The sequence below is a fragment of the Psychrobacter sp. MF31 genome (assembly GCF_012847335.1).
Taxonomy (GTDB): Bacteria; Pseudomonadota; Gammaproteobacteria; order Pseudomonadales; family Moraxellaceae; genus Psychrobacter.
Window position 1 is genome coordinate 472,527 of the sequence record NZ_JABBDX010000001.1, and the last position, 14,059, is coordinate 486,585.

Genomic DNA, 14,059 nt, shown 5'->3' on the forward strand with positions numbered 1-14,059 from the left:
AGCTTATTTTAAAATGGCTAACTTTTTAAAATTGCAAATTAATGATTGAGCGCGGCAATTTCATTCATAATCACAAGCAGCATGGCAATCGTGATTTGTGAGTCCGCCAACTCATCAATTTGCGTTTGAATGGCATCAAGCGCCGATTTTTTCGACGCTTGCCATTGCAAAAAGGCATGCTTTGGATCGTCTTTTGCCAAAAGGTGCTGCATTAGCGCTTGCACCTGACGCGATAAGCCCTCGCTTAACGCTTGCGCGGCTCGTCGCTCCCAAAGGTTGTCTTGAGGCAAGCTTGCAATTTTTGCCATCATCCAATCAAGCTTTAATTGCTGATAAACCTCAAAATATAAAGGCGCAATCACGGCATTGTCTTGCTTGAATTTTTCTGCCAATAGCGTGACATCCAGCGCATCGGCGCGGTATGGCATCATGGCAAACACTTTTGCCGCTTCACTGGGAACGCCTTGATCGATGAGCGCTTGGGTATCTTGGCTAAGCTCGGTTGCAAAATGCTGCTCAATAAAGCCGCTTGGCTTAACCAAATCGCTTGCACTATCGCCAAAGCGGACAATCATGTCGCTGACCTTTAAGTCCTCATTAAAGTTGCTCACAAACCACAAAATCGCCCGCGCTTGGAAGCTGCGCAGTTTGATTTCAAGTTGCAGCAAAGCGTTGGCAGCCACCGCGTTATCCAGCGTTTCAAGTGTTTGCCAAGCTTGGCTGATGGCAAAAATATCGCGGGTGATGGCGTAAGCACGAACAATGCTGGCAAGACTTTGAGCGCTTTGCTCAACGATTTCAAACACCGTTTCAATGCCTAAGCGGTTCACGATGCTGTTGGTCAAATATGTACTGATAATCTCGCGGTGCAAGGGATGCTGCTGCATTTGCTCAAAGTAGCGAGTGACCAATTCTTCAGGAAAATATTTTTTTAATTCCTTGCTAAAATAAGGATCATCCGGCACATTTGATGCCAAAATATGGTCATAAACCCACATTTTGCCATATGCCATCACTACGGCGATTTCAGGGTTGGTTAAGCCCTCGCCCGATTTTTGGCGGCGCTTGATTTGTTCATGGCTAGGTAAGTTTTCAATAGCGCGATCAAGACGGTTTTCCGCTTCTAACTGCTCAATGATGCGCTGATGGGTTGCCAAATTGGCAGTGGCATTTTGCGCGGTAAGCTCAATAGCTTGCGGCTGCAAATAGTTTTGACGAAGTACCAACTTTGCAACGCTATCGGTCATGGCAGCAAGTAACTTATTACGGTCATTTTCGCTTAATTGACCTTTTTCCATGATATCGCCAAGCAAAATTTTGATATTGACTTCATGGTCTGAGCAGTTAACCCCTGCTGAGTTGTCAATGGCGTCGGTATAAATGCGACCGCCCGATTGTGCAAACTCAATGCGACCTTGTTGGGTAAAGCCCAAGTTGCCGCCTTCACCAACGATAAGCGCGTTTAACTCCTTACCGTTGGCCCGAACGGCATCATTGGCGCGGTCGCCAACATCATTATTGGTCTCATCTGCACTTTTGACATATGTGCCAATGCCGCCATTCCAAAGTAAATCGACTGGCGCACAAAGCAGCGCGTGGATAAGCTCGTTGGGCGTTAATTGATCCGCATCAATGGCAAACGCCGATTTCATCTCATCGGTAATAGAAATGGCTTTGTCCGCCCGCGAAAACACGCCGCCGCCTTGACTGATTAATTGTTTATCATAGTCCTCCCAAGTTGATCGCGGCAATTCAAACAAGCGTTTGCGCTCTTGGTAAGACGCCTCGCAATCAGGGTTGGGATCAATAAAAATATGCAAATGGTTAAAGGCGGCTAAAAGTTTGGTATGTTTAGATTGCAGCATGCCGTTGCCGAACACATCACCGCTCATATCGCCAATGCCAACCACGGTAAAGTTATCGCGATTTTGAATGTCTCGACCAATCATCCGAAAATGGCGCTTCACCGACTCCCAAGCGCCGCGAGCGGTGATCCCCATCGCTTTGTGGTCATAGCCGACCGAGCCGCCGGAAGCAAACGCATCTCCTAGCCAAAAGCCATATTCAGCGGACAGCGCGTTGGCAATGTCGGAGAATTTTGCCGTACCTTTGTCAGCCGCAACGACCAAATATGGATCGTCTTCGTCGTGGCGAACGACGTCTTTTGGTGGCACGATGTTACCATCAATAATATTGTCGGTGATATCAAGCATGCCGCGTAAAAATGCTTGATAGCACGCCACGCCCTCAGCTAAAAAGGCGTCGCGATCACTGGCATTTACGTTTGATTTGACAATAAAACCGCCTTTTGAGCCGACCGGAACGATAACCGCGTTTTTGACCATTTGCGCTTTAACCAATCCCAGAACTTCGGTTCGAAAGTCCTCGCTTCTGTCCGACCAACGCAAGCCACCGCGAGCGACTTTGCCGCCGCGAAGGTGAACCGCTTCCACTTTTGGCGAATACACAAAAATTTCAAACATTGGCTTAGGTTTGGGTAGATTTGGAATGTCACTTGCCAAAAATTTAAAGGACAATCGATCTTTGCGCTCACCATTTTCGGTTTGATAAAAATTGGTGCGAACCATCGCATGGATTAAGTCCAAATACCAGCGCAAGATTTGCTCTTCATCCAAGCGCTCAACATTGGTAAGCTGATCATCAAGTTGAGCATTTAACTTTTTCACCGTGCTGTCACGATTGTCCACAGTGGGCGTCATTTTTGCGGCAAATAAATCAAACAGTATCACGCTAATGTCGCTATGCTTAATCAGCGTTTGCATGATATAAGCGTTTGAAAACGGCGCTTTGGCTTGACGCATATACCGCGCAAGCGCTCGCAGCACCACCACATCATAAGTATCAAGCCTTGTGGTCAAAATCAGCTCGTTAAAGGCATCATTTTCAACCCGACCTGACCAAATCTCTTGCAACCCGCCTTCAAACTGCGGCTTAACCACCGCCATATCGACCGTTTCGACATGATCGAGAACCAACTCATAATCTTGAAGCCAAATGGCGCCAAATTCATAGGTTTGCGCGGCAATGACCGAGACGCCAAAGTTTTCTAAAATCGGTAAGATTTTAGACAGCATCAACGGTACCTCGCGACCAAACAGTTGCAAATGTAATCGATTGCAAGCTTCGTCGTTGCTTTGGTACAAATGCCAAATGAGCGGAGACGCTTCACTAAGGGCAGCTAGTTTTTGTAAATCTTGCGCGGCTTGATCTACCGAAAACTTTTCATAATACGCCGCAGGAATGGCAAGAACGAGATCTTTTTGACGGGCGTCAGAGCTGTCATTAAGTTGGTCTAAAAGCTGTTTTTGATAGCGGTTTAAGGAATTTAATGGGTCGGGTTGATGGCTTTGGTCAGTTGCAGTTGGCATATCCTGAATCCTTCATTGTTTATTGTTATAAAAAAATAAACGACCAAAATAATCAGGCAGGGATATCACCAAAATTGCCGCTTAAATTGATCGTTATTATTAGTTTAACGCAAGTGTCACTTTGATGGTTGTTTTTAACATCATTTCATGAATGACCACTTTGCTGATAACCTTTACTAATAAGACAGATTATCATTTCAGCGCGTGAATCTTATGCCCCTTTTGAGGGAATTTTGTTAGAATAAATGCCAATAACATTTCGGCTTGAGTTGGCAGCATTTCTGCCAAAGCCATTTACCATCAACAAAGGGCAAATCATCATGAATATTTTGGTCATCGGATCAGGCGGTCGCGAGCATGCGCTGGCATGGCAGTGCGCAAAAGACGAGGCGGTTGAGCGCGTGTTTGTCGCCCCAGGAAACGCCGGAACCGCGTTTGAACCCAAATGCCAAAATGTCCAGATTGATCATAGCACTGACCCAAACAATCATGAGGCGGTGATTGGGTTTTGCCAAAACAATGCCGTTGATTTGGTGATTGTAGGACCAGAAGCGCCGCTCGTTCACGGCATTATCGATGCTTGCCGCCAAGCTAATATTCAAGCTTGGGGACCTACGGCTTATTGCGCTCAGCTTGAAGGCTCCAAAACCTTTGCCAAGGATTTTATGTTAAAAAATGGCATTCCAACGGCGGCTTATGAGGGTTTTACTGATGCGATAGAGGCTAAAGCTTACGTGGATAGCCAAGGCGCGCCCATTGTCATTAAAGCGGATGGCTTAGCTGCCGGAAAAGGCGTGATTGTTGCTGAAACGCTTGCGGAGGCTCATGCTACTATTGATGATATGCTGGCTGGCAATAAGTTTGGCGATGCAGGCAGCCGCGTGGTCATTGAGCAGTTTTTAACCGGTGAGGAAGCCAGTTTTATTTGCATGATTGATGGCGACAATATTTTGCCGATGGCAACCAGTCAAGATCACAAGCGTGCTTTAGAAGGTGATTTGGGTGCAAATACGGGTGGTATGGGGGCTTACTCGCCTGCGCCTGTGGTTACTCAAGACGTTCATGATAAAGTGATGAGCCAAGTTATTGAACCGGTCGTTGCTGCTATGAAAGCTGACGGTCACCCTTACACCGGATTTTTATACGCCGGATTGATGATTGATGATAATGGCAACCCGTTTGTCATTGAATTTAACTGCCGCTTTGGCGATCCTGAAACGCAGCCTATTTTGATGCGCCTTAAGTCCTCTATGGTGCAATTGGTTAAAGCCGGACTTGACGGTCAATTGCCCAAAAGCGCGGATTGGGAGTCACAAGTTGCGCTAGGAATTGTGTTGGCATCAAAAGGCTACCCTGAATCGTCTTCAAAAGGCGATGTGATTACCGGATTGCCAAGTTTATCGACTGACAATGATACGGTTAAAGTCTTTCACGCCGGCACCAAAGCCCTTGAAGACGGCAGCATCGTCACCGACGGCGGTCGCGTACTTTGCGTAACTGCCCTTGCAGATAGTATTGAATCAGCGCAGCAAGCGGCTTTGAGCACCATTGGCGCGATCAGCTTTGATGGCATTCAATACCGCCGCGATATCGGTCATCACGCCATTCGCCGTGAGCAGCAGCGCTAATTTTTCATAAAATTTTATAAAAAGCCCACGATCGATTTGGGCTTTTTTAGCGCTTTGGTGATAATCGGTAACCGGTCACACCAAGGCGAGATTTGTGTGCTACAATTTTGTAATTCAACTTGTATTGTTGGGCGACAGCCTACAAATCACTTACCATCTGCCCTTATTTGATGACTGATTATATTTATGGCACACAATCCGACCAACCCGCCCCATGACAAACAATCGATTGATAATCTAAAAACCTCAGGGTTTGAGCGCCGATTGTCCATTGCCAAAACGTCATTGAATATTGGCAGGCGCTGGGCGGGAAACAGTGTGTCAAATCTATTTTTGGATAAAGATGCCAAAGCGCGCCGCAACCAAGAATTTATGGAATCCCAAGCGCATTATTTGGCAGAAGAATTGGGTAAATTAAAAGGCTCGGTCGTCAAAATCGGGCAAATGCTGGCGCTTTATGGTGAGCATATTTTGCCCCCTGAAATTACCCGCGCTTTGCAAACGCTTAATGACGATACCGCAACGCTGCGTTGGGAGCGCATTGAGCAAAATTTGCGCCGGATTTTAGGCGACAAACTTAACGATTTAGACATTGACCCAAATCCTATTGGCACCGCCTCCCTTGCCCAAGTTCACCGTGCCACCATTCGCGAAACTGGCGAACAAATTGTCTTAAAAGTTCAATACCCGGGCGTTGCTGACGCCATTGATTCGGACTTGGCATTGTTTAAGCGCTTATTAAAGGTCAGTAATATCGTCCCGCAAACGCGAGCGCTTGATGCTTGGTTTGAGGAAATTCGCGACCTTCTGCATCACGAAGTTGATTACGAGGCGGAAGCGGCAACGACTGAGCGCTTTTATGAGCGCCTAAAAAATGACCCACGATATGTCGTCCCGAAAATTAATCGCCATTACTCAAGTCCAAGATTGCTTTGTATGACGTTTGAGTCCGGCGTTCCGGTAACGTCAAAAGAGGTTCAAGAGCTGTCTCATGAACGCCGAAACCAAGTCGGTCAAGCGGCTATTGAAATCATGATGCAAGAAATCTTTGTTTGGGGTGAAATGCAAACTGACCCAAACTTTGGTAATTATTTGGTGCGTTTAGGTCAAAATGGCGAAATGGATCAGCTCGTTTTACTTGATTTTGGCGCGATTCGAACCTTTGATGCTGCCCTTTTAACGATTGCCCGAAATTTGCTGACCGCAGGCTACTATCATGATCACACCACGATGATGGCAGCAATGTCGGGCTATGACTTTTTTGATACCATGAGCCCAAAAGTAAAGTCTGATGTGGCATCACTATTTTTGCTAGCCACAGAGCCATTTAGTGATCCTGAAAAAAATAAGGACATTCCAGCAGACTGTTTGGATGATCAACAGCGTTATGTTTGGGCAAATAGCCAGCTGCATTCGCGGATTTCGGCGGCGGCGACCAAAGCAATGCAGTCGTTTGAGTTTAATTTACCGCCAAAAGAGTTTATGTTTATCAGCCGTAAATTCATTGGTGCTTATACTTTTTTAACAGTTATTGATGCGTATACTGATTCGCAAAAATTGGTGAAAATTTTTATTTAGTTAGAAGTTTTTCTTGTAATTCTCTATAAAAATTTCTATTTTTTCTTTAGTTACTTTTTTAATATTTTATTTTTTGCTTAGGCTATTTTTATTAAATTATTTTGTTCTATATTTTTATATTAAAAGTTCTAATTTTCTTTAGGCAACCAATCATCAAAGCGCGTTTTATAACCGATTGGTTTGGTCATCATAAGCTCCCAACACGGCTCGCCGCGAGCAAGATATTTCACTTCAAAATGGGTTCGCTGACTATCGCTTGGAACGCTTGAGCGCTCAACTTGTAATTGCCAAACCTCACGAGCTTGCGCCTCGCCATTGTCAATATACGCCTCGATATTGCTTGCTAAGATAATCTCCCCGCCCGCCTGTAACCGCGATAATAAAAACTCAAAAAATGGCATGTTGAGCCATTGCTGATTGGGGTTTTTCTGCTCAGGGTTTGGATACAAGATAAATATTTTGCTTAATCGCTTAGGCGGTAGCGCAAACACCGTCCAAGCAATCGCATCGGCATGAATAGCAGTTAAGTTGGGAAAAGACGACTGCAACGCGAGTTTTTCAAACGCCATAAATTTATTTTTGGTTCGTTCAATGGCGATTAAGTGGCAATCAGGATGGGCTTTGGCAAAGCTTAGCGCGTGTTTGCCGCGACCTGCTCCAATTTCTAAGGCAAGCGGCGTTTTTGTTGCCATCACTTCAGGAACAAAAAAATCGCGCGGCAAAAGCAGCTTTTCAGGTAAAAAGGCGCGGTTATGGCGATGGCTTAGCGTTGTCATATCAGGCTCTTAAATTGGCTTTTGGCGTGTTGTCTTTTCATCATGTCGTGCTATTATTATAACGGCTATTGCTTGCGGAAAACACCGCCGAAACTTGACTCATTGCTCAAATTATTTGCCTTCTTATGACTGATAAAAATTCTGATACCGATCTTAGCGCCCCTACAAAGCAATTTCCTTGCCCGCAGTGCGGTACAAAAACGCGCTGGCAGGGCAATGCCTTTAAGCCCTTTTGTAGTGAGCGCTGCAAATTGATTGATTTGGGCGCTTGGGCAAGTGAAGATTACCGCTTGCCTGCCGATACCGCGCCATTTTCGGATGAACTTTAAGCCCCCATTTTAGTTTTTATTCACGCCAATTTTACCACTTTGCAACTGTTGATTTTTCCATTGCCAAATTAAGGACAAGTTATGCCAGCTACTTATTTGATGCCAACTTATAGCCGCCAACCCATCAGCTTTTCGCGCGGTACTGGCAGCTGGCTTTATACCAAAGATGATACGGCTTATCTTGACGCGCTCACCGGAATTGCGGTTTGCGGTTTGGGGCATTGTCATCCAAAAGTGACCGAAGCCATTTGCGATCAAGCAAAAACGTTGGTTCATACGAGCAATTTATTTGGGATCGACTGGCAAGAGCGCGCAGGCGAAGCGCTTTGCACGGCTGCAAACATGGACAGCGTATTTTTTGCCAATAGCGGCGCGGAAGCCAATGAAGCGGCGCTGAAACTGGCGCGACTTTTTGCTCACAATCAAGGCTTTAGCCGCCCAAAAGTCATTGTGATGGAAAAATCCTTTCACGGTCGCACCCTTTTGTCGTTATCCGCAACGGCAAATCCTAAGGCGCGTGAAGGCTTTTTTACTCTTGATGACGACTTTATCCGCGTACCCTTTGGCGATATTGACGCCATTAAACAAGCGGCTTGTAATAACAGTGAGATTTGCGCCATTTTGGTTGAGCCGATTCAAGGTGAAGGCGGCTTAAATACGGCGGCTAATGGCTTTGGCTATTTAGAAGACTTGCAAGCTGAGTGTGACGCCAACAACTGGCTATTTATGATTGATGAAGTTCAAACCGGCAATGGTCGAACGGGTAAATACTTTGCCTATCAACACAGCAACGCAAAGCCTGATGTATTAACCACAGCTAAAGGCTTAGGCAATGGCTTCCCTGTTGGCGCTTGTATGGTTCGTGGCCGTGCCGCTGACTTGTTTGGCGCAGGAAGTCACGGCTCAACTTATGGCGGAACGCCGCTTGCCAGCCGCGTGGTTCATGCCGTTTATGAGGTGCTAAAAGACGGCGATATCATGCAAAATGCGGTGACTGAGGGCAACTTTATTGCTCAAACGATTAAAGATGAGCTTAAAGGCTTTGATATCGGCTCACGCGGCGCAGGAATGATGATCGGTATTGTGCTTCCTGAAGCTACTGATTGCAGTGAGCTCGTTGACCGCGCTCGCGATGAAGAGCAATTGATTATCAACGTGACAGGCGGTCATGTGGTGCGCTTATTGCCGCCTTTAAACATGACGCGCAATGAAAGTGAGCAAGTGGTTGAACGTCTAACGCGACTGATCAAGTCGACACTTAATAATTAATTTCCAAGACTTTTATTTTAAACATGAAAAAACCCCAAGTTAATTTTGGGGTTTTTGTTTAATAAAACTTTTTAAAAGGCTAATTAGCTGGCATGAAAGTATTTTTTTAATACTTCCAAACAGCGAGTAATTTTGGCAGGTTGCTGCTCGCGGTTTAACGTAACGGCATAAAGCACAAAGCTTGGCAATTGATAACCGGTTAACACTTCGACCAATTCGCCATTTTCAAGCTCTTTTTTGATGTCCATTTCTACCATTCGCACCAAGCCATGACCTTCTTTGGCAAGGGTCGTTGCCATAAATACGTTGTTGGTATGGATTCTTGAGGCAAGCTTGGTTCGGGATTTTTTGCCCGTTTCGGTTTGGGTCAGCTCAATTTGGTTGGCATCTTTCATCAAATCAATGCAAATCAGCTGATGCGCCGCCAAGTCTTTTGGTGATTCAATCTTACTATGACCGCGCAAATATTGCGGTGAGGCAACCAGCAATTGCCGGACGTCGGTGAGCGGATGGCAGCTTAAGCTTGAGTCGTTAATGCTTGGGCTCATGCGGATAGCAATGTCAATGCGCTCATCAATCATGTCGATATAATGATTGTCCGCCAAATAAGTGATGCTCAAGTCATCGTGAGCTGCCATCCAAGTGGACAGCGCTGGTAAAATATGGTTAACACCAAGCTCAGGAGTCGTCGAAATCCGCAGGCTTCCGGCAAGCTCATCGCGAAGCTGATTGACTTTGATTCGACCTTGTTCAGCGGCGCTCACCACATCTTTTGCCGCTTCATAAAAGCTCTCGCCAGCTTCTGTTAAGCTCAGCTTTCGGGTGGAGCGGTGCAGTAATACCACGCCAAGCTCATTTTCCAAGGAGCGGATCTGTTGGCTTACCGCGCTTGTTGTGATGCCAAGCTCGCGGGCGGAGCCACTAAACGAGCCGTGGCTGACCACACTTGCAAATACTGCCATACCGCGAAGATTATCTAACATACGCTCACCTAAGCTAATTTTACAGTTGTTAATTTATCTTAACCATTATAGCTTAGTTTAAGTATTATTTCACCTATTGTCATTGTGCTGGTTTATTAAGTTAAATGATAACTTCATAATTATCAAAGCAATAATGATTATAAAAATTTCATTTGGCTCAATTAAACGTAATCATAACTTTTAAGTATAATTTTTCAACCCAAACTTTAGCTTTAAACTCTTTAGTAAAGGTTAAGGGTCATTGAGCTCAATTTGGGTAAGCTCCCCTTCTCTTTGATTGGCTAAATATTGCATGATTGGCGATTGTAATATCATCGCTTCAGCGGCTGTTTGCGCTTGAATAAATCGCTGCTGCTGACGCTCGTGTGGCGTGTCATTGTCCGACTGCATTAAACTGCCATCGACCATCAGCTCAATTTTTGCCCCTGAAAACTGAGCTTGAATCTTGCTTGCCAACTGCTCAAAGGTGGATTGCATGTGCCGACTGTTAAAAGCGGTGATAAAGGTTGCCGCACCGTGACACTCGCCGACCATCACCCCTTGACGGGCAAGCGCCAGCTCATCAGCGGCAAGCAGCCCCTCAGCGCGTGCCGATTGCAGCCAATAATCCCATTTGTCCGGCGACCATTGACCGCTTAATTCTTGCGGCGGACAGTGAAGCAGCTCACGCGGGTCATTCGTTGTTAATTGAGAATCATTTCGCGCTGGCTCAAGGTTTGGCTCAAGGTTTGGCTCAAGGTTTGGCTCAAGGTTTGGCTCAAGGTTTGGCTCAAGGTTTGGCTCAAGGTTTGGCTCAAGGTTTGGCTCAAGGTTTGGCTCAAGGTTTGGCTCAAGGTTTGGCTCAAGGTTTGGCTCAAGGTTTGGCTCAAGGTTTGGGGAAACTGTTTGATTCGGATTTTGATAACTTTGCGATTCAAAATTTCTTTCATTATGGATTTGGTTTTCAGCAAAATTATTTAACCCTAAATTTGCTTCAGGGTCATTAACATCACTTTCGCTAAAGTCATCCAAACTTATCGCGCCATCCTCACTGCCATAAGAAATAGTTTCAAAACTTTGATTATCCCAATTATTATCAGATAAAGTTTCATTTTGATTATGAACGTTCAAACTACTTTCATTAGCAAAATTTGCTGAAGCTAACGGCTCTACATTGGTAGTTATCGCTAAATTATTATCCGTATGATTTTTCTCAATAACGCCTAATTCTTTGCTTTGATTTTGCGATGAATGATTTGCTTGCGGTGCACTAGGAGCAACCTCAATCATTTCATCATGACCAAGCGGTCGAAATGCCAAAAGCCGCAAAATGCACATTTCAAGCGCTTGCATCGGCGTACTGGCAAGCTTCATCGACTCACGAGCTCGAACGACGATTTCATAATACAATTGCAGCACTTCAGGCGACATTATTTGAGCAAGCTTAGTGATTTGCGCGGCTTGAGCTTCATTAACGTTCAAGGCAACTTGGGGTAAAAGCTGGGTGAGCGCCAATTGATGCAAAAGCTCCGCTAAGCCATCAAACATACTTGCTGCATCGACCATTTGCATGCGGATCTGCTCAATATGCCTCGCCACCGCTACTTTATCATTGTGATAAATATCAGCAATCAGGTGCACCAAATCCGCCGAGTCAATCAGCCCAAGCATAGCGTTGACCGTATCATCATCCAAATGACCTTGGCCAAAGGCAATGGCTTGGTCAGTCAAAGATAAGGCATCACGAACTGAGCCTTTTGCTGCGTTCGCAAGTTGCCAAAGCGCCGGCTGGGTGAACGAAATCTGCTCTTGGGTCAAAATATTGCCCAAATGCTCACTGAGCAGCGCTTGCGGCAGCGGTCTGAGCACAAACTGCAAGCAGCGCGAAATGATGGTAATCGGCAGCTTTTGCGGGTCAGTGGTGGCAAGCAAAAACTTAACATGCGACGGCGGCTCTTCAAGCGTTTTGAGTAGCGCGTTAAAGCTGTGCGTTGAGAGCATGTGAACCTCATCAATGAGGTACACTTTATAGCGCCCTTGACTTGGTGCATACGGCACATTGTCAAGCAGCTCGCGGGTGTCCTCAACCTTGGTTCGGGACGCGGCGTCAATCTCGATTAAGTCAATAAAGCGACCTTGGTCAATCGCCACGCAGTGCTCGCAAACGCCGCAAGGGGTACTGGTCACTCCCGTATCGCAGTTCAGACATTTTGCCAAAATCCGCGCGATCGTTGTTTTGCCCACACCGCGAGTTCCAGTGAACAAATACGCATGATGCAGCCGATTATAATCGATGGCATTAATGAGCGCTTTTGAAACGTGTGACTGCCCAATCAGCTCATGAAAGTTTTTGGGGCGATATTTTCGGGCAAGAACTTGATATTGCGGCGTCATAGTCATCCAATTTGGCGGCGATTTTGGCGTTAAATTCACGCTTTTTTAAAACCATTATTATAGCAAAAAGCCAGCTTTCATGACTGGCTTTTTGGCAGGTTTAAGCTTATTTTAAAAGGCTAAATAATTGCTTTTATTGTGATTATTTCTCAAATTTTCGGCGCATATGCGGAAATAAAATCACATCGCGAATGCTTGCAGAATCGGTAAATAGCATCACTAAGCGATCAATACCAATGCCCTCGCCGGCTGTTGGTGGCAACCCATAAGATAAGGCTTCAATATAGTCTTCATCAAAGTGCATGGCTTCATCGTCGCCGGCGTCTTTTTCAGCGACCTGACCGTGGAAGCGCTCGGCTTGGTCAGCAGGGTCGTTCAGTTCACTAAAGCCGTTGGCAAGCTCGCGACCACCAACGAACAGCTCAAAGCGGTCAGTAATTTCCGGATTGTCATCACTTCGGCGCGCAAGTGGTGAGGTTTCCGCAGGATATTCGGTGATAAACGTCGGCTGACGTAATTGATGCTCTGCCGTTTCTTCAAAAATGATGGTTTGCAATTTGCCCACGCCAAACACGTCTTTGATCTGCTGCTTTAACACATTTTGCGCGTAATCTGCCAAATAATCGCGGTTGTTCACTTGGCTCATGTCAAAGTTTTCAGCATATTTCGCAATGGCATCAACCATCGATAAGCGCTCAAATGGTGCTTTTAGGCTAATCGCTTCGCCTTGATAGGTGATTTCGGTCGTTCCCAAAATGTCATTGGCAAGCTCATTAAATAAGCGCTCGGTCAAATCCATCAAGTCATGATAATCAGCATAAGCTTGATAAAATTCAATCATGGTAAATTCAGGATTGTGCCGAGTGGATACGCCTTCATTACGAAAGCTTCTATTGATTTCAAACACTTTTTCAAAGCCGCCAACGACCAAACGCTTTAAATAAAGCTCGGGCGCAATTCGCAAATACAGCGGCATATCAAGGGCATTATGATGGGTAATAAACGGTCTTGCCACCGCGCCGCCTGGGATCGGGTGCATCATCGGCGTTTCAACTTCCATAAAACGCTCATTGAGCATAAATTTGCGAATGCCGCTAATCACCTGACTTCGAATAATAAAGGTATTTCGGCTGGCCTCATTGGTCATCAAGTCCAAATGCCGGCTGCGGTAGCGCGCTTCGATATCCGCTAGACCATGAAACTTGTTTGGCATGGGGCGAAGTGATTTGGTTAACAGCTCTAGGCTTTCAATATGAACGTACAAATCGCCCTTTCCTGAGCGACCGATATAGCCTGAAACACCAACGATATCGCCCAAATCAAGTGATTTAATTAAGGCAAGCGTATCTTCATCAAGCTCTTTTCGGGCAACGTATAACTGGATGCGACCGCTCATGTCTTGGATCACGATAAACGCGCCGCGGTTCAGCATCACGCGACCGGCAACTCGAACCTGAACCTTCTCGCCTGCCGCTGCCTTTGCCTCAATGTCTTCTTTGCTAACGCCGTCAAACTGAGCTTGCAGATCTGCTGCAAAATCGGTGCGTTTAAACTGGTTGGGGTACGGCTGCTTTCCTGAGGCTTTGATGTCATCAAGCTTTGATTGCAATTGCGCGATCAGCTCATTGGTGTCTTCAAGCGTGGGTTGGGCGGTTTGGTCTTGGTTGCTTTGCTTTGCCATAGTTATCTCAAGTTAATAGGTTATCTCAAACTTAAAAGTTCGGGGTCAATAAA

Annotated in this window: 9 protein-coding genes; 4 read left to right on the plus strand and 5 right to left on the minus strand. The window is 45.8% G+C overall.

Translation table 11 applies throughout. The features are described from left to right. Positions 1–38: 38 nt before the first annotated feature. Complete coding sequence (locus tag HF322_RS02055) at positions 39–3,389, minus strand: NAD-glutamate dehydrogenase domain-containing protein (RefSeq protein ID WP_169391714.1); 3,351 nt, start codon at positions 3,387–3,389, stop codon at positions 39–41. A gap of 320 nt (positions 3,390–3,709) precedes the next feature. On the opposite strand from HF322_RS02055, the gene purD reads away from it, so the two are divergent. Both purD and HF322_RS02065 read left to right on the plus strand, forming a co-directional pair. After that, the gene (gene purD / locus HF322_RS02060; RefSeq protein WP_169391964.1) at positions 3,710–5,017 is read left to right on the plus strand and encodes a phosphoribosylamine--glycine ligase; all 1,308 of its coding nucleotides are present in this window, start codon (positions 3,710–3,712) and stop codon (positions 5,015–5,017) included. 186 nt (positions 5,018–5,203) lie between these two features. After that, complete coding sequence (locus HF322_RS02065; protein WP_169391715.1) at positions 5,204–6,595, plus strand: AarF/ABC1/UbiB kinase family protein; 1,392 nt, start codon at positions 5,204–5,206, stop codon at positions 6,593–6,595. Between the two features lie 128 nt (positions 6,596–6,723). On the opposite strand, the gene HF322_RS02070 is transcribed toward HF322_RS02065, so the two are convergent. Beyond that, a complete protein-coding gene (locus HF322_RS02070; RefSeq protein ID WP_169391716.1) occupies positions 6,724–7,371 on the minus strand; it encodes an SAM-dependent methyltransferase in 648 nt (215 codons plus the stop codon). Positions 7,372–7,496: 125 nt separating this feature from the next. Here HF322_RS02070 and HF322_RS02075 point away from each other — a divergent pair, with 125 nt between their 5' ends. Together HF322_RS02075 and HF322_RS02080 are read left to right on the plus strand one after the other, a co-directional pair. Further along, positions 7,497–7,700 carry a DNA gyrase inhibitor YacG gene (locus tag HF322_RS02075; protein ID WP_169391717.1) on the plus strand — a complete coding sequence of 68 codons (204 nt, stop codon included), beginning with the start codon at positions 7,497–7,499 and terminating at the stop codon, positions 7,698–7,700. A gap of 81 nt (positions 7,701–7,781) precedes the next feature. Next, complete coding sequence (locus HF322_RS02080) at positions 7,782–8,969, plus strand: aspartate aminotransferase family protein (protein ID WP_169391718.1); 1,188 nt, start codon at positions 7,782–7,784, stop codon at positions 8,967–8,969. An 83-nt stretch (positions 8,970–9,052) separates the two neighbouring features. Here the strand turns inward: HF322_RS02080 and HF322_RS02085 are convergent, their stop codons facing one another. The 3 genes from HF322_RS02085 to lysS all read right to left on the minus strand — a co-directional run bounded on the left by HF322_RS02085 (position 9,053) and on the right by lysS (position 14,006). Further along, a complete protein-coding gene (locus HF322_RS02085; RefSeq protein ID WP_169391719.1) occupies positions 9,053–9,952 on the minus strand; it encodes a LysR family transcriptional regulator in 900 nt (299 codons plus the stop codon). A 231-nt stretch (positions 9,953–10,183) separates the two neighbouring features. Continuing rightward, entirely contained in the window at positions 10,184–12,325 is a 2,142-nt protein-coding gene (gene dnaX, locus HF322_RS02090; RefSeq protein ID WP_169391720.1) for a DNA polymerase III subunit gamma/tau, read from the minus strand. Between the two features lie 142 nt (positions 12,326–12,467). Further along, positions 12,468–14,006, minus strand: coding sequence for a lysine--tRNA ligase (lysS, locus tag HF322_RS02095; protein WP_169391721.1), 1,539 nt, complete (start codon positions 14,004–14,006; stop codon positions 12,468–12,470). Between the last annotated feature and the right edge of the window lie 53 nt (positions 14,007–14,059).